Origin of the sequence: Catellatospora aurea, assembly GCF_042663325.1 — a bacterium.
In the GTDB taxonomy this organism is placed as follows: domain Bacteria; phylum Actinomycetota; class Actinomycetes; order Mycobacteriales; family Micromonosporaceae; genus Catellatospora; species Catellatospora aurea.
Window position 1 is genome coordinate 100,203 of the sequence record NZ_JBHTAC010000006.1, and the last position, 20,706, is coordinate 120,908.

Consider the following 20,706-nt stretch of genomic DNA (forward strand, 5'->3'; position numbering starts at 1 on the left):
GCATCCACAACGGACGGACGCCTCGCGGCTCGGTTATGCCGCAAGGCGTCCGTCTCGTATGCTCGCCGACGTGTCTGTCACGGGGCGGGGCGGTCTCAGCCGCAGGTTGACCAGAGGACTCGTGGACCAGGCGGCACCCGGGCTGCGCTGGGCCGTGGCGGTGGTGCTGCTGGGGGTGTCCGGGCTGTTCGGCGGCCTCGACACGGTGGCCGATCCGCAGGCGGAAACCGTCGCCGCGGGCACGCCCGTGCCGGGTGGGCCGTGGGAGGTGACCATCCACGAGGCGGGCATCCGCCGGGAGTTGGGCAAGCTGCGGCTGAAGAACGAGGGCGACCGCTGGCTGTACGTGATCGCCACGGTCCGGATCACCGCCGAGGAGAGCACGATGCTGCCCTCCGACCTGCTGGTGCTGGACGGCGTGACCGGGCTTGTCGCGCCGACTCCGGAGGAGTCCGCGCTGGAGCGTGACGGCAGCCGCCTGCGCCTGCTGCAGCCGGACATGCCCGAGCGGATCTGGTTCGTCTGGGAGCAGTCGGGCAGCGCGCCCGTGCCCACGTCGCTGACCATCTCGGTGGAGCAGCGCACCTGGCGCGAGGACTCCCTCGGCGGCGAGTGGCACTGGATGGACGTGGACGCCAAGGGCGACGACAATCCGGCCGGCCGCGTCACCGTGCCCGTCAAGGCCGATACGACTCCTCCGTCGGCCAGTCCGTCGCCCAGCGCCGAGCCTTCGGCGTCCACCCGGCCCCGGCCGTCGGCGAGTCCGAAGCCGTCCACCAGCCGCTCTCCGAGCGCCGGGCCGACGCCGTGAGCCGAGGAGATGACGCGTGAAACTGCTGCGCTGGTTGGGGTCCGCCGTGTTCGTGCTGGCCGCGCTCGCCGCGGCGCAGGCCGTGCAGACCGCCGAACCCACCCTCAACGACGCCCGGCGGCCCTTCCCGGTGGTCGGACAGGTCGGCGAGGACGTGCACGCCCGCACCTTCACCGTCCGGGTGCAGCAGGTGCGCTGCGCGGCCGCCTTGAAGATCGGCGAGCACGTGCTGGACACCCAGGGCGTCTGGATCGTCGCCAAGCTGCGGGTGGGCGCCCGGTCCGAGCCGACCAGCATCGCGTACGCCGCGGCGCGGGACGCCGCCGACCGGGTCTTCCAGACCACTGACCGCGTCTCGCTGGACCTGGTCACGGGCGGGCTCACCATGCAGCCGGGGCTGCCGTACGAGGGAGAGATCGCCATCGAGGTGCCCACTGCGGCAGCGGGGGGCCTCACCCTGCTGCTCGCCGACAACAGCATCGACCAGCGACTGGACTCCATGACCGAGATCCCGCTGCCGATCTCCGACGGGTCGGCGTGCTCGCCCGAGCCCACCACCCTGCTCGCCGCGCGGGCCGTGTCGTGAGGGGCCCGGACTCGCTGGGCCGCGGCTGGTGGCGACGCAACGTGTGGGGCCTGGTCGCCGTGCTCCCGACGATGGCGCTGATGCTCGCCGCGGCGGGCTACTCCGATCTGGAGTTCTGGCAGCGCGGCAAGCCGCAGGTGGTGCGGCCCGCCGCGGACGGCGTCGCCGAGTTCGCGGGGCTGCGGATGCGGGTGGCCGAACTGGCCCCGGCCACGGACTTGAAGCGCGGCGGCGACCGCCCCTTCGTCGTGCCGGACAGCATGACGGCCTGGCGGGTGGTGCTCGACGTCGAGGGCCCCACCGACCTCGGACCGGACGAGGTGATCTACTGCGACATCAGCATCGAGGACACCGCCGGCAACCGCTACGGCGACCAGCCGCGGGAGCTGTCCTCGGCGCGTACGCCGCTGGGCAACTGCAATCCGGAGAACAGCCCCGTGCCCGCCGGGTCAGGCCGATACCAGACCGTCGCCCATTTCGTCACGCCGCGCGGGGTGGAGATCGCCGCGGTGCGGGTCTTCTTCGGCGGCGTCGACCAGACCCGGTACGTGCGGTTCGACCGCTGACTGCACCCGCAGCACGCGGTCTACGGTAGCGGCGACCAGGCACAGCAGCAGCACCATGCTGACCGCGTCGTTCAGCACGCTGAGCGGGCCGGACAGCGGCCGCCAGACCTCGTTGACGTCCTGCGCGCCGATCAGGGCCCGCTCCAGCTCCCACAGCCAGGTCGGCAGCGTCTGCACGGCGACGAACAGCACGCAGAACATCAGCATCGGCACCTTGCCCGCATGCGCGAGCAGCCGGAAGCTCTGGGCCAGCGGCGCGATGGTCTCGCGCACGTTGGCGGTGCTCGCGGCGCTGAGCTTGCGGATCGGCGCGGGCAGCTTCGCCCACCGGCGGGCCGCCCGCACGGCCCGCGCGGCGGCCTTGCGGTTCATCGGCGGCGTGCCCAGGCTCTGCCCGTACACCACCGCGCCGACGATGAGCCAGGCCAGTGGCACGACGAGCACGACGTCGAGGGACAGGAACAGTGCCGAGAACCACGTCCCGACCGCGCGCACCGGCTCCTCCAGCGGGCCGAGCTGCGCGACGGCCTGATGCCAGCCGTCCAGCGCCGCCTGGTAGGCCCGCCGGTGCTCGACGTAGGGCAGCACCTTGTCGCTGACTCCCGACACGAACACCGCGACCAGGGTCAGCGACAGCACCTCCAGGTAGGCCCGCACGAAGCCGATCCAGCTCCACATCCGGTCGGCGCGCAGACCCAGCAGGAAGCGCAGCGCCAACGCGATGACCGACACCACGATCAGCGTCGTGTTCAGCGTGAACGGCAGGCGGTCGGCGAGCGTCAGCGCGGACGGATCGGTGATCGCCTCGGCTTTGCTGTGCTCGTCCTGGAACACCTCCAACAGGTACGTGCTGCGGTCGTCGGCGAAGTAGTCGTAGGACGCGTACACCACGATGAACGGCAGCAGCACACTCGCCACGTGCGCCAGGGTGCGGAAACGCTGCCCCGGCTCACCGTCCGGCGTGCCGGTCGGCAGCGAGCGTGACAGCACCCGCAGCATCAGCACCAGCGCGGTCATCACCGCGACCGGGACCAGGGCGAAGACCAGGAAGCCGAAGACGCCGTCGAGCTTGCTGGCCTGCACGGCCACCAGGGTCACCCCGCGCCGGGCCGCGAACCCGGCGAACACCAGCGCGAACAGCACCGGCCAGTGCCGCAGCAGCAGCACCCCGACGGTGCCGAGCACCGCCGCGAGGTGGCGCAGCGACCAGACGATGCCGTGGCGGGGTGCGGGTGTCTCGACCACGGGCGACACCGGCGCGAGCGGAGAGGGGGTGACCGTCACGGGAGCACGGTACCGTCCACGGCGGATGGTCAGCCGTCCGCCCGCGGCGCGATGAGCAGACCGACCCCGTCGAGGATGCGGTCGAGTCCGAACACGAACTCGTCGTACGGCTCGTCGGCCTGGTCGAACACCCCGGCCGCGATGACCCGCCCCAGCGCCGGGAACCGCGCCGGGTCGACGAGCAGCTTCAGCAGCTTCCCGTAGGCCGAGATCGCCTCGTCCAGTGAGGTGTCGGCGGCCCCGGCCGCACGGGTGCCGGAGCCGGCCGCGGACCAGACAGCACGGGACCGGACGGCCCGCATTTGACAATCAGAGGGAAGGCTAACCTAACCTAAGGTCGTGCTCGGCGGCCGTCGGCCTCCTGCGGGATGCCACGCGCCGGTGGCCGCGCCTGGCATCCTTCCGTCCTCCGGCCCTCTGGAGCTCCCGCGCATGACCGAACCGATGGTCTGGCGGCTGTTCACCGTGCAGGTGCAGTCCGTCGCCGAACTCAGCCCCACCTTCAAGCGGTTCACCTTCGCGGGGCCGGACCTCGCCGACTTCGCCGACTGCGGGTACGACCTGCGCCTGAAGCTGGTGCTGCCCGCGCCCACGGGCGGGTTCGCCGACCTGGACCACGGCCCGGACTGGTACGCCACCTGGCGCGCCACTCCTGACGAGCGGCGCAACCCGCTGCGCACCTACACGGCCCGGTACGTGCGCCCGCAGCGGTGTGAGGTCGACGTGGACGTGGCCCTGCACGGCGACGCCGGGCCCGCCTCGCGCTGGGCCCGGACGGCCCGGCCCGGCGACAAGATCGTCCTGATGGGACCCAACGCCGCGCACCCCGGCCCGCACGGCGGTGTCGAGTTCGTGCCGCCCGCGCCCGGCGTGCCGGTGCTGCTGGCCGGGGACGAGACCGCGGTGCCCGCCATCGCGGCGATCCTGGAGCGGCTGCCCGCGGACACGTTCGGCGCGGCACTGCTGGAGGTGCCGTACGCCGCCGACGTGCTGGCGCTGACCGCTCCCGCCGGGGTCTCCGTACGCTGGCGGGCCCGCGACGGCGCCGCCCACGGCAGCCTGCTCGTGCCCGCGGTGCAGGAGGCCGCGGCGCGCCTGGTGCCGGTGCCCGGCGCGGCCGAGGCCGTCGAGGACGTCGACGTGGACCACGACATCCTGTGGGAGGTCCCCGAGACCGCGGCCAGCGGGCGGTTGTACGCCTGGCTCGCCGGTGAGGCCGCGGTGATCCGCACCCTGCGCCGCCACCTGGTCGGCGAGCGCGGCCTGGACCGCAAGTCGGTCGCGTTCATGGGCTACTGGCGCCAGGGCCGCACCGAGGAGGGCTGACCCGCCCGACTCGCGGTCCGCCGTCCCCGCGGCTCGCGGCTCGCGGTCAAGATCGGCGTTTGCGGGCAGGAGCTGCGGTTCGGCTGCAGGTTCTGACCGCAAACGGCGATCTTCCTTCTGACGTGGCCCGGGAACGGCCGTCCAAGGCGGCCGAGTGGCCGCGGTGCGGGTTACGGGGCGGCGTTCATCAGGTCCAGGGCGCTCTGCTGACGGGCGGCGTCGAGTTTGTCGACGGGACCGGCCCAGCGCAGGCCGTACAGGTCCAGCGGGGTGCGGTCGGCGGCGTACGCGGCGTCGGCCTGGCGGCGCAGGTAGGCCGTGTAGGGGCGGTCGGGCAAGGCGTTGTTCAGGGCGGCGAGGCCGCGCACGTACGCCCCCTTGAACGAAGGCCCGTCCGCGCCGCAGTCCCCACCCTCGCACGGGTCGCGCAGGATGCCGTTGACGTGCAGCAGCCCGGTCGTGGTGGACGCGTCGGCGAGCCGCCGCGCGGTGGTCAGCAGGCTCGCGTCCCCGGTCGCCCGGTGCAGTTCCACCAGCCCGCCCAGGGGCACGCCCTGGTTGTACGACCACACCGGCTGGTTATTGTTCCGGCAGGTGGACAGACTGATCCCGTCGTTGATCAGCGACGAGGCGTTGATCATCCCGGTGCCCTGGAACCAGGTCCACGTCGCCCGCGCGCGGTTCAGGTACACCGTGTCGTCCGCGATCCGGTTGTGCAGGGCCGCGTTGACGTGCAGGTAGAGGCCGTTCGCGATGGCGTTCTTCGCGGTCCGCGCGGTGCTCCACCAGACCCCGCCGCCGCAGACCCCGTCCCAGTACGCCGCCATGTGGTCGGCGGCCACCCGGGCCGTGCTCAGGTAGCGGGCCTCGCCGGTGAGGTCGTACGCGGCGATCCAGGCCAGCGCCCACCAGCCGGTGTCGTCGATGTACTCGTTGCGGAAACTCCCCTGGTACGCCCCCAGGTTGAGGTCGTAGGTGCGCCCGATGGCGTACCGGTAGCTGCCCATGCCGGTGACCCGGACGTTGTCGATGAGCGCGGTCAGCGCGTTGGCCGTGTTCCACCAGCCGGTGGTGTCGAACCGCCCGGTGGCCAGGTTGTAGGAGGTCATCAGCCCGGTGGCGGCGGCGGTGCGCCGGTTGCCGGCGTTCCAGGTGGTGCGTGCCCAGGTGGTGCAGGCGATCTCGGGGCGGTCGCCGGCCTTGCCGCAGGCGCGCAGCGCGCCGACGCCGAGCCCGGCCCAGTCGTCCACGTTGAACATCGCGGTGCGCCAGCCGCGCTGTCCCGCCGGCACGGCCACGTCGCCGAGCAGGCCCGTCCAGGTGCGGCCGCCGTTGAAGGAGCGGTCGAGCCAGACCCGGTCGCCCGCGTTGCCGTTGGCGATGCTCGCCCAGCCCATGGCGTCGGCGTCGTCGAAGTGCAGCACGATCTGCCGACCCCAGACCCCGGCGCTGACCGGGGTCCGGTCGCCCGGGGACAGGGCCGGATCGCGCCCGTCGCAGTAGCGGTTGCAGATCGGGGCCGCCGCGGCGGCGCTCGCCATCGGCCCGGCGATCAGGCCCGCGACGGCGAGCCCGGCGGCCAGGAGACGTACCGGCAGTCGCATGTGAACCTCCTGCTCAGGGATGAACCGGCATGCAGGAGAGCGCTCTCACTGAGCACTCATGTAACAGGAGGTTTACATTTTCGTCAACGTCGATGGAATGCCAACCTCGGTCAGGCCGCGGCCAGCGTCTCCAGCACTCCGTCGCCGTACTTGGCCAGCTTGTTCTCGCCGACCCCGCTGATCCCGCGCAGCTTGCCCAGCGAGTCCGGAGCCTGCGCGGCGATCTCGCGCAGGGTCGCGTCGTGGAAGATGACGTATGCCGGGACGCCCTGCTCCTTGGCGGTCGCCGCGCGCCAGGCCCGCAGCGCCTCGAACCGGGGCACCGCGTCGGCGGGCAGCTCCGCCACGGCTGCCGCGGCCGCGGACTTGCGGGACGAACCCGACGAGCGGGTCGCGCGCTCCGGCTCGCGGCGCATCATCACCTCACGGCGGCGGCCCAGCACGTCGGCACTGGCATCGGTCAGCGCCAGGGTGCCGTGCTCGCCCTGCACCGCCAGCAGCCCCTGGGCCAGCAGCTGGCGCACCACGCCGCGCCACTCGGACTCCTGCAGCTCGGTGCCGATGCCGAACACAGTCAGCTCGTCGTGGCGGTGCTGCGCCACCTTGTCGGTCTTGCGGCCGAGCAGGATGTCGATCGACTGCCCCGCGCCGAAGCGCTGGTTGCGCTCGCGCTGCAGCCGCAGCACCGTCGACAGCAGCTTCTGCGCGGGCACCGTGCCGTCCCACGACTCCGGCGGGACCAGGCACGTGTCGCAGTTGCCGCACGGCTCGGCCTGCTGGCCGAAGTAGGCCAGCAGCTGCGTGCGGCGGCACTGCACCGTCTCGCACAGTGCCAGCATCGCGTCCAGGTGCGCGGCGAGCCCGCGCCGGTAGGCGGCGTCCCCGGCCGAGCTGTCGATCATCTTGCGCTGCTGCACCACGTCCTGCAGGCCGTACGCCAGCCAGGCCGTGGACGGCAGCCCGTCGCGCCCGGCGCGGCCGGTCTCCTGGTAGTAGCCCTCGACCGACTTCGGCAGGTCGAGATGCGCGACGAAGCGCACGTCCGGCTTGTCGATGCCCATGCCGAACGCGATGGTGGCCACCATGACCAGCCCGTCCTCGCGCAGAAAGCGGGACTGGTTCCTCGCACGCGTGCCCGAGTCCAGCCCGGCGTGGTAGGGCAGCGCGTCGATGCCCTGCTGCACGAGGAACTCCGCGGTCTTCTCCACCGACGCGCGGGACAGGCAGTAGACGATGCCCGCGTCCCCGGCGTGCTCGGTGCGCAGCAGCTCCAGCAGCTGCTTCTTCGGGTCGTTCTTCGGCACGATGCGGTACTGGATGTTGGGCCGGTCGAAGCTGGAGACGAACAGGCGCGCCTGCGTCAGCTGCAGCCGCTGCGCGATCTCGGTGCGGGTGGCGGTGGTCGCGGTCGCGGTCAGCGCGATGCGCGGCACGTCCGGCCAGCGCTCGTGCAGCACGGACAGGGCCAGGTAGTCGGGCCGGAAGTCGTGGCCCCACTGCGACACGCAGTGCGCCTCGTCGATCGCGAACAGCGAGATCTTGCCGCGCTCCAGCAGGCGCAGCGCCGAGCCCGAGCTCAGCCCTTCGGGTGCGAGGTAGAGCAGGTCCAACTCACCCGCGACGAACTGCGCCTCGACCACGCGCCGCTCGTCGAGGTCGAGCGTCGAGTTGAGGAAGTCCGCCTTCACGCCCAGCGCGGTGAGCGCGTCGACCTGGTCCTGCATGAGCGCGATCAGCGGCGAGACCACCACGCCGACGCCGGGCCGGACCAGGGCCGGGATCTGGTAGCACAGCGACTTGCCGCCACCGGTCGGCATGAGCACCAGGGCGTCGCCGCCGCCGATCACATGGTCGATGATCTCCTGCTGCTCGCCGCGGAACGAGTCGTAGCCGAAGATCCTGCTCAACACCTGCGAAGCATCCTGCACCCGTCGATCCTATGGACCGGCCCCGACGGCACGCATGCCGGTGCGACGACGGCAACACGACCAGGGGCGCGTCACTCACCCGCCGGACGCGCCCGCTGCGCCACCAGCGCGCTCGTCACACGGGTGATCACGTCGTACGGGATCGGCTCGCGCAGTGGGAAGCGCAGGGTGCCCTTGGCCGCCCGGTACGGCGCGACGACCTCCTCGAACGAGGCGTCCCCGTCCGGCACCGGGTACACCGAGACGTGGTGCTTCCAGCCGGCGAAGTAGACGAGATACCGCCCGTCCAGGGTGATGGTGGGGATCCCGTAGCTGATGCCCTGACCCGCCTGCGCCGGTGCGGCGGCCAGGATGGTCCGCCTGACCTCCCGCAGCACGTCCTGCACCTCCTCGGGGAACGAGTCGATGTAGTCGTCGATCGTGGTGAACCGGGCCGCCATTCATTCATCATCGCGCCTGCGGGCCGAACCCGGCAGCCCGGCGCGGGCGGCGGGGAACAGAACAGCGGCCTGCGGGCAGTCATGAGTATGTTGCACACCATGGCCGAGCCGCGCGCGAGCCGCTCCGACGTGGCGGGCCTCTTCGACGAGCACGGGGCTGAGCTGCTGCGCTACTGCGCGGGCCGAGTCGGTCCGACCGTCGCCGAGGACGTCGTGGCCGACACCTTCCTCATCGCGCACCAGCGCCGGCACCGGCTCGGGGACGGTCCCGCCCGAGCCTGGCTCTACGGCATCGCCACCAACCTGCTGCGGCGGCACCGGCGCAGCGAGACCCGGGGACTGCGGGCGCTGGCCCGCACCGGCCGCGAACCGGACGTGTCCGACATCGCCGAGCGGGCCGCCGCGCGGGCCGACGCGTCGGCGCAGACCCGGCGGCTGGCCGCGGTGCTCGCCGCGCTGCCCGCCCGCCAGCGCGACGTGCTGCTGCTGCACGCCGTGGCGGAGCTCGGCTACGAGGAGATCGCCGCCACGCTCGGCATACCGCTGGGCTCGGTGCAGTCGTCGCTGCACCGGGCACGGGTGAAACTACGCGCCGCCCTCGCCACCGACCCCGACGCCGATCGCACCGCTCCCGGAGGCTCCCGATGACCGACGACGCCGACCTGCGCAGCGTGCGCGAATTCCACCAGCACCGGCCCGCGCTCGCCCCCGGCGCGCTCGACCGGGTGCGCCGGCGTGTCCAGACCGCGACCGCGCCGCACCCGCCGCGGCGCCGCCCCCTCCCCCGCTGGACCGCGCCCGCCGCGGCCGCCGCGGTGCTGGCGGTGGTGGTCATCGGAGTGGCGGCGCTGGGCACGGCAGGCGACGGCACCCCGCAGCCGGGCGGGCCGACGGCCGGACCAGCCGCGCCCACCGCACCGGAGGGCAGAGACACGCCGTGGCTGAAGTACGGCGCGCCCGTGCCGGTCGCCGCGGTCTTCGCCGAGCTGGACCAGGTCGCATCCGCCGGCTCACCGGCCGTGCCGCGCACGGGCCAGTTGCTGTGCTCGACCACCTTCGTGCTCACGCGGTCCGGCCCCTCGCCCGCGCCTGGCAGCGCGCCTTCGTCCGAGCAGGTGCAGGCGCGCTGCTTCGAGCCCGAAGGGCTGATCGAGATCCCTGCGCCGGTTCTCGGCGAGGTCAAGGGGCAGTCCCCCGAGGAGCAGCTCGCCGCCGCGCGGGACGGTTTCGCCGCCGCCGGGCCCGGTTGGGGGTATCCGACCGCGGCCTGGCTGGCCGCCCTGCCCACGGACCCCGATCTGCTGCTCGCCGACTTCCAGGCGGCTTCACGAGGCCCCGCCGACGTCGACGACCTCACCCGCTGGCAGCAGTACGGGCGCTTCCTGACCCGGGTCGATCCCCTGCTGCCGGCCGCCCAGCGCGCCGCCTTCCACCGGATGATGGGCGGGCTCGACGGCCTCACCGCGGCCGAGGCCTTCACCGAGTCGGGCAAGCGCCTCCTGGCGGTGCGCCTGACCAGCGGCACGGTCGGTGACGAGCTGCTGTTCAACCCGGGCACGGGTCGCCTGGCCGGACACGTCGAACTGATCGGAGCGGCCGTGAGCGGCGGACCCGGATCCTCACCGGGCCCGGGCGGCGGCGCGCTGGTTCCGGTCCGGCAGGAAATGCTGGGATACGCGTTCCAGCCTGCGTCGAGCTGGGCCAGCCCGTCCGCAACCGCACGGCGGTAACGGGATGCCGCCTGGCCTGGCGACGCGGCGCAAGGGCACCGACACGCGCGGTTCCGCCCGGTAACGAAAGGGACAACCACTCGCCGGACAAGTGACAGTCATCTATAGTCTGTCTACACTGCGTGGATCTCTCGCCGGTTGCACCTTCCACAGTGGAGCGGCCATGAATCTGGAGATCCGCCACCTTCGCGTGGTCTGCGCGATCGCGGACACCGGCAGCGTGACCAAGGCGGCCTCGCTGCTCGGGCTCGCCCAGCCCGCGGTCACCGCGCAGTTGCAGCGCATCGAGCGGTCGCTGGGCGGCCCGCTGTTCGAGCGCGGCCGCCACGGCGCCACGCCCACCGCGCTGGGCGAGCTGGTGCTGGCCCGAGCCCGGGTGGTGCTGCCCGCGATGAAGGGCCTGCAGGACGACGCGGCGCAGCTCACCGGCGTCCGGGCCCGGCCGAACCAGTGGCGGATCGGCGCGGTCAACGGCCCGATCCTCGGCGGTCTGATGTCCCGGCTGGCCGCCGAGAAGGACGGCACGGAGGTGCTCACCCACCCGTCGCACTGGGCCGATCAGCTGTGCGAGCTGGCCGTCGCCGGCAAGCTCGACTTCTGCATCGTCGGCGTCTGCGGCGACACCGTGCCGGGCAGCCCGGACGACGGGCTGACCTGGCGGGAGATCGCGATCGACGCCGTCTTCGTGATGCTGCCGGAGAACCACCCGCTGGCCCACCGGTGGGAGATCGACCTGGCCGAGCTGGCCGACGCGCAGTGGGCCAGCATGCCGGGCGACGGCTGCTTCGGCGACTGCTTCGCCGCCGCGTGCGCGCGGGCCGGGTTCACCCCGCGCACGATGTACGAGATGGACATCGGCAACGCCGTCGACGCGGTGCTGTCGGGGCATGCGGTGGGGCTGTGCAAGGCGACCTTCCGCCGGGTGGACGGCATCGCCACGGTGCCCATCGCGGGCGGGCCGCTGCGGTGGCGGCACCTGCTGGGCTGGCACCCGCGCAGCCAGGCCGCGGGTTACGCCGACGCGATGCTCGCCCACGCCGCGGCGGCGTACGCGGAGTCGGCCGCGCGCAACCCGCACTACCTGGAATGGGGCAAGGCCAACCCGCAGTTCGGCCCGCGGGTTTCCATCGCATCACGGTAGGACGTAAGCGATATCTACCATCACCTATATATATGCGTCTAGTTTTCGCTGCATGAACCGCAGACTCCTCTTCGCTTCGGCGGCGGCGACCCTCACCCTGGGTATCACCGTCGCACTGACGTATCCGGCCGCGGCGGGACAAAGCCCCGACGCCGCGTCCGACGCCGCCACCGCGGCGGGCATCTCGCCCCAGGTCTTCCAGGCCCTCGCCCGTGACCTCAAGCTCGACCCGGCCGGCGTGCAGGCGCGGCTCGCCAACGAGACCAAGGCCGGCAAGGCCGATCTGTCGCTGCGCAAGTCGCTCGGCGGGGCCTACGGCGGCGGCTGGCTGTCGGCCGACGCGAAGACGTTCACCGTCGGCGTCACCAGCGAGGCCCAGGCCGCGAAGGTACGCGCCGCCGGAGCGACCCCGCAGCTGGTCGCCCGCAGCCTCACCCAGCTCGACGCGGTCAAGGCCCAGCTCGACACCGTCGCGGCCAAGGCCCCCAAGACGGTCCCCGGCTGGTACGTCGACGTGACCACCAACCAGGTCGTGGTGCTCGCCAAGTCGGGCGCCGACGCGGCCGCCTTCGTCAGGCAGAGCGGAGTCGACGCCGCCGCGGTGCGCGTCGAGGCGAGCGCCGAGACCCCGGTGCCCTACATCGACGTCATCGGCGGCAACGCGTACTACATCGGCAGCGGCAGCCGCTGCTCGGTCGGCTTCTCGGTCAACGGCGGCTTCATCACCGCCGGCCACTGCGGCAGCACCGGGTCGACCACGACGCAGCCGAGCGGCACGTTCGCCGGGTCCAGCTTCCCCGGCAACGACTACGCCTGGGTGCGGGTCAACTCCGGCAACACCCCGCGCGGGCTGGTCAACAACTACGCGGGCGGCACCGTGACGGTGTCCGGCTCGACCGAGGCCGCCGTCGGCGCGTCGGTCTGCCGGTCCGGCTCCACCACCGGCTGGCACTGCGGCACCATCCAGGCCCGCAACTCGTCGGTCACCTACCCGCAGGGCACCGTCAACGGCCTGATCCGCACGAACGTCTGCGCCGAGCCGGGCGACTCCGGCGGCTCGCTCATCGCGGGCAGCCAGGCGCAGGGCGTCACCTCCGGCGGCTCCGGCAACTGCTCGTCGGGCGGCACGACCTACTTCCAGCCGGTCAACGAGATCCTGTCGGCGTACAGCCTGACCCTGGTGACCGGCAGCGGCCCGCCGCCGTCGTCCCCGCCGCCCGGCGGCAGCGGCTGCACCGGCTACGAGTTCAGCCGCAGCGGCTCGCTGTCCAGCGGCGGCAGCGCCTACCAGCCGGACAACAGCTACTACCAGTCGACCAGCTCCGGCACCCACCGCGGCTGCGTGGCGGGCCCGTCGGGCACGGACTTCGACCTCTACCTGCAGAAGTGGAACGGGTCGGCGTGGGCGAACGTGGCCTCCGGCACGACCCCGTCGAACGCGGAGACGCTGACCTACTCCGGCACCGCCGGCTACTACCGGTACCGGGTGTACGCGTACAGCGGCTCGGGCTCGTACGCGATGGGCTTCACCAACCCGTGACGGCCTGCTGACCCCCGAAACGCCGGAGCCCGGTTCCTGGCCAGGAACCGGGCTCCGGTCTTGCCCGGCGGGCCGCAGGCGAGCTTTCCGCCCAGCTCACGAGGCGGATTCCGAAAGCCCCGATTGTGTTAGCGTGCATTCCTCATCTTGGGGATGGACGACCGCATGCAACTCATGGCGCACCCGACGCCGGCTGCCCCGACGACGGTGCAGCCGACGCCGACCGACCGAGGGTTCCGGCCCGACATTCAGGGCCTCCGGGCGATAGCGGTCATGGTGGTGGTGCTCTACCACCTCTGGCCGACGCACCTGACCGGCGGTTATGTGGGCGTCGACGTGTTCTTCGTGATCTCCGGCTTCCTCATCACCGGACATCTGTGGCGCGAGATCGAGACGCGCGGCACCATCCGGCTCGGCTCCTTCTACGCCAGGCGCGCGCTGCGACTGCTGCCCGCGGCGGGGCTGGTGCTGGTGGCCACGGCGGTGGCCGGCTACCTGCTGCTGCCCGACGACCGCTGGGCCGACACGTTCAAGCAGCTGGTGGCCAGTGCGGCATATGTCCAGAACTGGGTGCTCGCCGGCAACTCCGTTGACTACCTGCTGCAGAACGCGCCGGACAGCCCGGTGCAGCACTTCTGGTCGCTGTCGGTGGAGGAGCAGTTCTACGCCTTCTGGCCGCTGCTCATCCTCGTCACCATGCGGCTGGTCAGGCGGAAGCAGGCCGTCGTCGCGGTGCTCTCGGCGCTGCTGCTCGTCTCCCTCGCCTACTCGGTCTACCAGACCGGGGCCGACCCGAAGCAGGCCTACTTCATCACCCCGACCCGGGTGTGGGAGTTCGCCGCCGGCGCCCTGTGCGCCCTGGTGACCGTCAAGGCCCGGGCCGTCTGGGGCTGGCTGGGCCTGGCCGCCGTGCTCGCCTCGGCCGTGCTCTACACCAAGGCCACGGCGTTCCCCGGCTACGCCGCGCTGCTGCCGGTGCTCGGCACCGCCGCGCTCATCCTGGCGCGCCCCGAGGGCCGCGGTTCGGTGGGCCGGTGGCTGTCGCTGCGGCCGGCCACCGCGATCGGCGACATCTCGTACGCCGTCTACCTGTGGCACTGGCCCCTGCTCCTGCTGCTGCCGCTCGCGCTGGAGGTGCCGCTCGCGCTGCCCGCCAAGGTCGCGGTGCTGGCGGCCACCCTGCTCCTGGCCTGGCTCAGCACCCACTACTTCGAGACCCCGCTGCGCGCGAGCCGAGCGCTCAAGGTGCGCCGCTGGCCCTCGCTCGCGATCGCCGTGTCCCTGGTCGCCGCCATGTTCGCCGCTTCCGTCCAGGCGAACGCGGAGCTCGACGACCGCGCCGCCGAGGCCGCCGCCAGCTACACCAGCCGGCTCGACGAGGCGGGGGGCGGGTGCATCGGCGCGGCCGTGTTCACCGGCACCGACTGCGCGCCGCCCTTCGGTCCGGGTCCGCGGATGTCGGCGACGCTGGCCGTCAAGGACCAGTCCAATCCGGAGTACACGGCCTGCGACCCGACGCTCGACACCCGCCACGTCCTGGAGTGCTCCTTCGGCCCGAAGGACGCGGCCTACCGGGTGGCCGTGGTCGGCGACTCGCACGCCACCCAGTGGCTGGGCACGCTGCGCAGGCTGGCCGACGAGAACCGGCTCCGGGTGAAGACCTACTTCAAGATGTCGTGCCCGTTCGCCGAGGCGATCCGAGTGCTGCCGCGCGAGGCGAAGGAGCGGCAGGACAACTGCACGGCGTGGCAGGAGGAGGTCACCAGCCGCATCGTCGACGATCCGGAGATCGACTACGTGCTGGTCACCGCGTACTCGGCGGCCTACCGGTTCGAGGCGCTGCCGGGCCGCCCGGCGCTCGCCGATCAGAACGCGGCCTTCATCGGCAAGTGGCAGCGGCTGCTGGCGGCCGGCAAGCGCGTCGTCGTGCTGCGCGACACCCCGAGCATGCTCGGCAAATCCATTCCGTCCTGCGTCGAGAAGGAGCAGGCCAACCTGCGCCGCTGCGCGGTGGCCCGGGACAAGGCCCTGAAGCCCGACCTGATCTCGGCGGCGGCGGCCGCCCTCGGCGACCCCCGGGTCACCGTCATGGATCTCAGTGACGGGCTGTGCGATGCGCAGTGGTGCTACGGCTTCGCGGGCGATGTGGTCGTCTACCGCGACAGCAACCACCTCACCTGGCAGTACGCCCAGACGCTCGCTCCGGCGTTCTGGCAGGCCTTCGTGAAGGCCGCGGGCCCGCTCACGTAGGGGCGCACACAAGACCGAGGGCCCTCGTCCGTTCCCGGATGAGGGCCCTCGATCTTCGTGCTGTTGGTAGCGGGGACAGGATTTGAACCTGCGACCTCTGGGTTATGAGCCCAGCGAGCTACCGAGCTGCTCCACCCCGCGTCGGCTGGTCCAGACTATGTCACCGTTGTCGACCGTGTCCAATCGATTTCCGCCCGACATTCATGGACGCCATCCCTTGGCAGGACGGCCGCCACCGTGTTCGATGACTGGCAACAAACCTTCCAGAAAGGAGCCGGTCGATGCGAACCCTCCGCGCGGTCGCGGTCACGGCAGCCGTCGCCCTGCTGGGTGCGGCGATCCCCTACCTGACCAGCACCGCGGCACACGCCGCCGGACCGGTGCTGCGGGTGACGGTCACCCAGGTCAGCGTATGGGCCACCGGGTACGGCGCCGACGTCACGATCACCAACACCGGCGACGCCCCCGCCACCGGCTGGACCGTCGCATTCGACCTGCCCACGGGTACCACCGTCAGCTCGTCGTGGAGCTCGACCCGCACCCAGAGCGGGCAGCGCTACACCTTCACCAACGTCGGCTGGAACGGCACCGTCAACCCGGGCGCCTCGCAGACCTTCGGCTTCAACGCCGCCGGGATCGGCGCCCCGACCAACTGCACCGTGAACGGCGCGTCCTGCACCGGCGGCCCCAGCCCGTCGCCGTCCGCCCCCGCGTCGCCCAGCGCCTCCCCTAGCGCCTCCCCCACCGCGTCGCCGTCCCCGTCCGCCTCACCGTCCGGCCCACCGCCGTCGTCGCCGCCCCCGCCCGGCGGCCCGGTCGTCGACGTCGCCACCGCCGCGCAGCTGAGCAGTGCCCTGAACAGCGCGATCCCGGGCACCACCATCCGGCTCGCGGCCGGAACCTACCGCGGAGCGTTCGCCACCACCCGGCCGGGCACCGCCGACGCACGGATCACACTGACCGGGCCGCGTACCGCGGTGCTGATCAACGACGGGCCGAGCGGCACCGCGCCGTCCTGCCCGGCGCCCACCGCCGGCTGGGACTCCGGGTACGGCCTGTGGCTGTTCGGCGCGCCGTACTGGAACCTCACCGGGTTCACCGTGGCCGAGTCGAAGAAGGGCATCGTGCTCGACGACTCCCACCACGTGACGGTCAGCGGCGTGCACGTGCACCACACCGAGGACGAGGGCGTGCACTTCCGCCGCTCCTCGGCCGACGGCATCATCCGCGACTCGGTCATCGAATACACCGGCCTGGTCCAGCCCGGCTACGGCGAGGGCGTCTACCTCGGCTCGGCCGCCTCCAACTGGGCCTGCCACGGCAACTCCGGCGGCGTCGACCGCTCCGACCGGGTCCAGGTGCTGAACAACCGCATCGGCCCGTACGTCGCCGCGGAGCACATCGACATCAAGGAGGGCACGTTCGACGGGGTGATCCGCGGCAACACGTTCGACGGGCGCGGCATCTCCGGGCAGAACTCGGCCGACTCCTGGATCGACGTCAAGGGCATCGGCTACGTCATCGAGAACAACACCGGCACGTTCGCCGCGCCGGGCGTGTTCGCCAACGGCTACGAGACGCACAACCCGGTGACCACCCCGTCCTTCCTGAACGGCTGCGGCAACGTGTGGCGCGGCAACAGCTCGGACCTGGGCGGCGTCGGCCAGTACGCGATCCGGATCACCTCGACCTCGAAGTGCGCCGGCAACCTCAACGTGGTGCACGCCTCCAACACGGTCGCCAACGCCACCGCGGGCCTGACGAACATCGCGGTCACACCCTGAAAGGCGGGCTCAGGCCCCGGCCGGTCGCGCCGGGGCCCGGGGCGGCCGGGCGGATTCGCCGTTCCTGACCTGCCGCATGAACATCTTCGCCACGCACCCCGGCAGGGCCGCGCTCCAGGAGTGGTCACCGGCCCGGTAGGCGCTCGGGCTCTCGCCGACGACCTCGGTGAACCGGCTGCTGAACGAGCCCAGCGAGGTGAACCCGACGGCCAGGCAGACCTCGGTGACGCTGAGGTCGCCCCGGCGCAGCAGGGCCTGGGCCCGTTCGATCCGGCGGCTCATCAGGTAGCTGTAGGGCGTCTCGCCGAAGGCGGCCCGGAAGCTTCGTGAGAAGTGCCCCGGCGACATCAGCGCAGTCCGCGCCAGCGCGGCCACGTCCAGCGGCTGCGCGTATTCGCGGTCCATCCGGTCCCGGGCCTGCCGCAGCCGGACCAGGTCTTCCCTCGTCACTCTGGTCACCTTACCCACATGCAGAAGGACCCGGCTCCATCGGAACCGGGTCCTTCGTTCGTAGCGGGGACAGGATTTGAACCTGCGACCTCTGGGTTATGAGCCCAGCGAGCTACCGAGCTGCTCCACCCCGCGTCGGTCTCTAAACCATAGCCGGTTGATCGCATCGCCCGCAAATCGACACGGGGTGAGCGCCGTCTCAGCGCTCACCCCGTGTCGTCTCCGCCTGCCGTCGTCAGCCGGTAGTGGCCGGCGACGGGGAGGGCGCGGGTGCGGAGGGCGAGGCAGCCGGGGGCGGCGTCGTGCCGCTCGCCTGCTCGAACTCCTTCATCGCCGCCTCCAGCGCGGCCAGCGCCTTGCCGTACGCCTCGAAGTTGCCGGACTGCTGGGCGGCCCGCACGTCGTCGATGGCCTTGTTGACCTTCTCGGCGGCGGCTGCCAGGGTCGGCGAACCCGTCGTCGGCGGCGGCTGGTTGCCGGGCGTGGTCACCGGTGGTGTGCCGGTGCCGGTGCCGACCAGCTGTTTGATGCCGTCGGTGAGGGTGTCCGCGAAGGCCACCTTGTCGCCGTAGCTGACCAGCACCTTCTTCATCAGCGGGTACGCCTTCTCCCCGCTGGAGCGCAGGTAGATCGGCTCGACGTAGAGCATGCCGCCGCCGTACGGCAGGGACAGCAGGTTGCCCTTGACGACGTTGGCACCCCAGATGTTGAGGTCGCTGCGCGCCGACTCGAAGTTCTCCATCAGCTGCTGCGCCTGGCCCGGTCCGGGGATCCGGCCGTCCTTGCTCAGCTCCAGCACCTGCAGGGTCGGCTTGCCGTCGACGTACGACCCGGAGATCAGCGCCGCGAGGTTCTGCCGTTCCCGCGGGGTCACCGCGGCGGTGAGCTGGAAGCGCGGCCCGGTCTGCCCCGGCAGCTGGGTCAGCAGGTAGTACGGCGGCTGCTTGGCCGAACCCGCGTTGGCCGGGTCGTTGGGCACGGCCCAGAAGTCGGGCGCGTTGAAGAAGTCGTTGGCGTTGTTGACGTGGAACCGGGTGAGCAGGTCGCGCTGCACCTTGAACATGTCCGCCGGGTAGCGGAAGTGCTCGGCCAGCTCCGCCGGGATCTTCGCCTTCTCCGTGATCAGCTTGCCGCCGAAGGCGTTGTTCCACGCCTTGAGGATCGGGTCCTTGTCGTCGAACTCGTACAGCGTGACGGTGCCGTCGTACGCGTCGACGGTCGCCTTCACCGAGTTGCGGATGTAGTTGATGTCCTGCCGGGCGAGCCGGAACGTGCCGTCGCCGGTCAGCGAGTCACTGGTCGCGTCCTGCAGGTCGATGCGCTGCGCGTAGGGGTAGTTCGCGCTGGTCGTGTAGCCGTCGACGATCCACACGATGCGCCCGCCGACCGCGGCCGGGTACGGGTCGCCGTCCAGCGTCAGGAACGGGGCGACCTTCTGCACCCGGGTGCGCGGGTCACGCTCGTAGAGGATCTTGGAGTTGTCGTTGACCGCGTCGGCCAGCAGGAAGTTCGACTCGGCGTACTTGATCGAGTAGAGCAGCCGCCGCCAGGTGGAACCGAGGTCGACGCCGCCCGTGCCGGTGTAGGTGTAGCGGGCGTCGGTGGCCTCGCCGGTGGGCCGGTCGTACTCGGCGCTGGTGCCGCCGTCGGCCTTGCCGACGATGGCGTACTCGCCCATGCGCTCGCCGTAGTAGATGCGCGGCTGCTCGACCGGCAACTTGTCGGTCGACGACGAGCAGCCCTGGTCCGCGCCCTGCGCCTGGCCGGTGAAGAAGCCGGAGACGAAGTAGGGCTGGCCGGCGCAGACCGTGGTGTTGGCGGGCGCCGCGACCAGGCCGTAGCCGTGGGTGTAGACCGTGTGCTTGTTGATCCAGTTGCTCTGCGCGGTGGTCAGCTTGCTGTACTCGATCTCGCGCACGCCGACCACGTAGTCGGCGGTCTTGCCGTCGATGGTGTAGCGGTCGATGTCGAGCTTGTCGCCGAACTGGTAGAAGCTGCGCACCTGCGACAGCTGCGTGTAGGTCTCGGCGACCACCGCCGGGTCGAGCAGGCGGATGCTCGGCACGATCGTCTTGTCCTGCGCCAGCGCGGCCGGCGGAACGACCGTGTCCGAGGCGTACGGCGTGGTCGTCGCGGTGTCGAGGCCGTACGCGGCGCGCGTGGCCTGGATCGTCCGGTCGATGTACGGCGCTTCCTTGACGTTGCGGCTCGGGTCCACCTGGAACGTCTGCACGCCCCACGGGTAGATGCCGCCGATGGCGACCGCGGAGATGGCCAGCAGGCCCAGCGCGACGCCCGGCCACACCAGGTTGCGCATCACCGCGTTCGAGAAGATCAGGATGGCGATGACGACGATCACCGAGATGTAGGTGAGCATCTCCTTGGCCGGCAGCAGCGCCTGGATGTCGGTGTAACCCGCGCCGGTCAGGTCGGTGCCCGAGATGGTGTCCAGCAGCAGCGCCCGGCGGTCGAGCACGTACGCGATCGCCTTGAGGCTGACGAACAGCGCGACCAGGCCGGTCAGGTGGGCCCGCGCGCCGGTGGTCATCCGGTCGCCCGCGCCGGACAGCCGCACCCCGCCGTAGAGGTAGTGCACGCCGAGCGCGCCGATCAGCGCCAGCACCGTCACGGTGAAGCCGGTGTTCAGCAGGTACTGCCAGAACGGCAGCTTGAACACGTAGAACCCGATGTCGATGTTGAACTGCGGGTCCGTCTGGTGGAACGGCACCGCGTTCTCGAACAGCAGCCACTGCTGCCAGCGCCCCTGCGCGGCCAGCCCGGCGAAGAACGCGACCGCACCCGCGGCCAGCGCGAACCAGCGCATCAGGTGCGGGCCGAGCAGATACCGGTAGCGCTCCAGCGCCTGCTGCTCGACCCCGGTCGGCGGCAGGAACGGGCGCAGCTTGTACGCCAGGTACAGGTTGCCGAAGAGGAAGGCCCAGATGATCAGGCCGAACACCGCGAACAGGCCTATCCGCGTGCCGAGCTGGCCGGTGAAGACCTGGGTCGCGCCCAGTTCGTCGAACCAGAGCCATTCGGTCCAGGCCTCGACCACCCAGCCCAGGACGGCGAAGAAGACAAGAAGGCCGGTCAGCACGATGAGCCAGGCTCGTCCGCGGCGGCTCATGTGCGGCAGTTGACTTGATCGGGTCACCACGGTGGAAGCCTACGTTGCCGTGCAAGAGCGCGGCACTGATGGCAGGCCTTACGGAACCGTGGTGAGTCGTCTGACGTGCTGTTTCACGCGGGCCCGCGCCGGAGCGGGG

General features: G+C 71.7%; 17 protein-coding genes and 2 tRNA genes. 10 read left to right on the forward strand and 9 right to left on the reverse strand.

The window, feature by feature from the left end; translation table 11 throughout:
* The first annotated feature begins 70 nt into the window (after positions 1 to 70).
* From ACFQO7_RS08160 to ACFQO7_RS08170, 3 genes are read left to right on the forward strand one after another with little or no spacing between them, the layout of a single operon-like run.
* Positions 71 to 811 (forward strand): hypothetical protein, encoded by a 741-nt coding sequence (locus tag ACFQO7_RS08160; RefSeq protein ID WP_376805838.1) that lies wholly within the window; start codon positions 71 to 73, stop codon positions 809 to 811.
* Between the two features lie 16 nt (positions 812 to 827).
* The gene (locus ACFQO7_RS08165) at positions 828 to 1,397 is read left to right on the forward strand and encodes a hypothetical protein (protein WP_376805839.1); all 570 of its coding nucleotides are present in this window, start codon (positions 828 to 830) and stop codon (positions 1,395 to 1,397) included.
* A complete protein-coding gene (locus ACFQO7_RS08170; RefSeq protein WP_376805840.1) occupies positions 1,394 to 1,963 on the forward strand; it encodes a hypothetical protein in 570 nt (189 codons plus the stop codon). The genes ACFQO7_RS08165 and ACFQO7_RS08170 overlap by 4 nt, the downstream gene beginning before the upstream one ends.
* On the opposite strand, the gene ACFQO7_RS08175 is transcribed toward ACFQO7_RS08170, so the two are convergent.
* Positions 1,847 to 3,247: a hypothetical protein gene (locus ACFQO7_RS08175; protein WP_376805841.1), complete on the reverse strand. Its 1,401-nt coding sequence runs from the start codon at positions 3,245 to 3,247 to the stop codon at positions 1,847 to 1,849. The genes ACFQO7_RS08170 and ACFQO7_RS08175 overlap by 117 nt on opposite strands.
* A 29-nt stretch (positions 3,248 to 3,276) precedes the next feature.
* Positions 3,277 to 3,549, reverse strand: a complete 273-nt coding sequence (locus tag ACFQO7_RS08180) for a hypothetical protein (RefSeq protein ID WP_376805842.1) — start codon at positions 3,547 to 3,549, stop codon at positions 3,277 to 3,279.
* 130 nt (positions 3,550 to 3,679) lie between these two features.
* Between ACFQO7_RS08180 and ACFQO7_RS08185 the strand changes: the two genes are divergently transcribed.
* Entirely contained in the window at positions 3,680 to 4,573 is an 894-nt protein-coding gene (locus tag ACFQO7_RS08185; protein WP_376805843.1) for a siderophore-interacting protein, read from the forward strand.
* A gap of 170 nt (positions 4,574 to 4,743) precedes the next feature.
* Here the strand turns inward: ACFQO7_RS08185 and ACFQO7_RS08190 are convergent, their stop codons facing one another.
* The 3 genes from ACFQO7_RS08190 to ACFQO7_RS08200 form a co-directional block, all read right to left on the reverse strand.
* Positions 4,744 to 6,177 carry a glycoside hydrolase family 76 protein gene (locus ACFQO7_RS08190; protein ID WP_376805844.1) on the reverse strand — a complete coding sequence of 478 codons (1,434 nt, stop codon included), beginning with the start codon at positions 6,175 to 6,177 and terminating at the stop codon, positions 4,744 to 4,746.
* 110 nt (positions 6,178 to 6,287) lie between these two features.
* Positions 6,288 to 8,105: a DNA helicase RecQ gene (gene recQ / locus ACFQO7_RS08195; RefSeq protein ID WP_376805845.1), complete on the reverse strand. Its 1,818-nt coding sequence runs from the start codon at positions 8,103 to 8,105 to the stop codon at positions 6,288 to 6,290.
* Between the two features lie 71 nt (positions 8,106 to 8,176).
* The gene (locus tag ACFQO7_RS08200) at positions 8,177 to 8,545 is read right to left on the reverse strand and encodes an iron chaperone (protein ID WP_360521364.1); all 369 of its coding nucleotides are present in this window, start codon (positions 8,543 to 8,545) and stop codon (positions 8,177 to 8,179) included.
* A 99-nt stretch (positions 8,546 to 8,644) separates the two neighbouring features.
* Here ACFQO7_RS08200 and ACFQO7_RS08205 point away from each other — a divergent pair, with 99 nt between their 5' ends.
* From ACFQO7_RS08205 to ACFQO7_RS08225, 5 genes are all read left to right on the forward strand, one after another.
* Positions 8,645 to 9,193, forward strand: a complete 549-nt coding sequence (locus tag ACFQO7_RS08205) for an RNA polymerase sigma factor (RefSeq protein WP_376805846.1) — start codon at positions 8,645 to 8,647, stop codon at positions 9,191 to 9,193.
* The gene (locus ACFQO7_RS08210; protein WP_376805847.1) at positions 9,190 to 10,275 is read left to right on the forward strand and encodes a hypothetical protein; all 1,086 of its coding nucleotides are present in this window, start codon (positions 9,190 to 9,192) and stop codon (positions 10,273 to 10,275) included. Before ACFQO7_RS08205 ends, ACFQO7_RS08210 begins: the two co-directional genes overlap by 4 nt.
* Positions 10,276 to 10,438: 163 nt before the next feature.
* A complete protein-coding gene (locus ACFQO7_RS08215) occupies positions 10,439 to 11,416 on the forward strand; it encodes a LysR family transcriptional regulator (protein WP_376805848.1) in 978 nt (325 codons plus the stop codon).
* Between the two features lie 52 nt (positions 11,417 to 11,468).
* Complete coding sequence (locus tag ACFQO7_RS08220) at positions 11,469 to 12,956, forward strand: S1 family peptidase (RefSeq protein ID WP_376805849.1); 1,488 nt, start codon at positions 11,469 to 11,471, stop codon at positions 12,954 to 12,956.
* A 165-nt stretch (positions 12,957 to 13,121) separates the two neighbouring features.
* Positions 13,122 to 15,206, forward strand: a complete 2,085-nt coding sequence (locus ACFQO7_RS08225; protein ID WP_376805850.1) for an acyltransferase family protein — start codon at positions 13,122 to 13,124, stop codon at positions 15,204 to 15,206.
* Between the two features lie 64 nt (positions 15,207 to 15,270).
* On the opposite strand, the gene ACFQO7_RS08230 is transcribed toward ACFQO7_RS08225, so the two are convergent.
* Positions 15,271 to 15,347 (reverse strand) — tRNA-Met (locus tag ACFQO7_RS08230).
* 140 nt (positions 15,348 to 15,487) lie between these two features.
* Between ACFQO7_RS08230 and ACFQO7_RS08235 the strand changes: the two genes are divergently transcribed.
* Positions 15,488 to 16,990, forward strand: coding sequence for a cellulose binding domain-containing protein (locus tag ACFQO7_RS08235; protein ID WP_376805851.1), 1,503 nt, complete (start codon positions 15,488 to 15,490; stop codon positions 16,988 to 16,990).
* A 9-nt stretch (positions 16,991 to 16,999) separates the two neighbouring features.
* Here the strand turns inward: ACFQO7_RS08235 and ACFQO7_RS08240 are convergent, their stop codons facing one another.
* The 3 genes from ACFQO7_RS08240 to ACFQO7_RS08250 all read right to left on the reverse strand — a co-directional run bounded on the left by ACFQO7_RS08240 (position 17,000) and on the right by ACFQO7_RS08250 (position 20,567).
* Positions 17,000 to 17,395, reverse strand: coding sequence for a helix-turn-helix transcriptional regulator (locus ACFQO7_RS08240; RefSeq protein ID WP_376805955.1), 396 nt, complete (start codon positions 17,393 to 17,395; stop codon positions 17,000 to 17,002).
* Positions 17,396 to 17,501: 106 nt separating this feature from the next.
* Positions 17,502 to 17,575 (reverse strand) — tRNA-Met (locus ACFQO7_RS08245).
* Between the two features lie 100 nt (positions 17,576 to 17,675).
* Positions 17,676 to 20,567 carry a UPF0182 family membrane protein gene (locus ACFQO7_RS08250; protein ID WP_376805852.1) on the reverse strand — a complete coding sequence of 964 codons (2,892 nt, stop codon included), beginning with the start codon at positions 20,565 to 20,567 and terminating at the stop codon, positions 17,676 to 17,678.
* Between the last annotated feature and the right edge of the window lie 139 nt (positions 20,568 to 20,706).

What these genes read in the sequence shown, in the direction of transcription:
- ACFQO7_RS08180 (WP_376805842.1), bottom strand. Translation starts at nt 3,549, where the DNA reads ATGCGGGCCGTCCGGTCCCGTGCTGTCTGGTCCGCGGCCGGCTCCGGC.
- ACFQO7_RS08185 (WP_376805843.1), top strand. Translation starts at nt 3,680, where the DNA reads ATGACCGAACCGATGGTCTGGCGGCTGTTCACCGTGCAGGTGCAGTCC.
- ACFQO7_RS08190 (WP_376805844.1), bottom strand. Translation starts at nt 6,177, where the DNA reads ATGCGACTGCCGGTACGTCTCCTGGCCGCCGGGCTCGCCGTCGCGGGC.
- ACFQO7_RS08200 (WP_360521364.1), bottom strand. Translation starts at nt 8,545, where the DNA reads ATGGCGGCCCGGTTCACCACGATCGACGACTACATCGACTCGTTCCCC.
- ACFQO7_RS08205 (WP_376805846.1), top strand. Translation starts at nt 8,645, where the DNA reads ATGGCCGAGCCGCGCGCGAGCCGCTCCGACGTGGCGGGCCTCTTCGAC.
- ACFQO7_RS08210 (WP_376805847.1), top strand. Translation starts at nt 9,190, where the DNA reads ATGACCGACGACGCCGACCTGCGCAGCGTGCGCGAATTCCACCAGCAC.
- ACFQO7_RS08215 (WP_376805848.1), top strand. Translation starts at nt 10,439, where the DNA reads ATGAATCTGGAGATCCGCCACCTTCGCGTGGTCTGCGCGATCGCGGAC.
- ACFQO7_RS08220 (WP_376805849.1), top strand. Translation starts at nt 11,469, where the DNA reads ATGAACCGCAGACTCCTCTTCGCTTCGGCGGCGGCGACCCTCACCCTG.
- ACFQO7_RS08225 (WP_376805850.1), top strand. Translation starts at nt 13,122, where the DNA reads ATGCAACTCATGGCGCACCCGACGCCGGCTGCCCCGACGACGGTGCAG.
- ACFQO7_RS08235 (WP_376805851.1), top strand. Translation starts at nt 15,488, where the DNA reads ATGCGAACCCTCCGCGCGGTCGCGGTCACGGCAGCCGTCGCCCTGCTG.
- ACFQO7_RS08240 (WP_376805955.1), bottom strand. Translation starts at nt 17,395, where the DNA reads ATGGACCGCGAATACGCGCAGCCGCTGGACGTGGCCGCGCTGGCGCGG.
- ACFQO7_RS08250 (WP_376805852.1), bottom strand. Translation starts at nt 20,567, where the DNA reads ATGAGCCGCCGCGGACGAGCCTGGCTCATCGTGCTGACCGGCCTTCTT.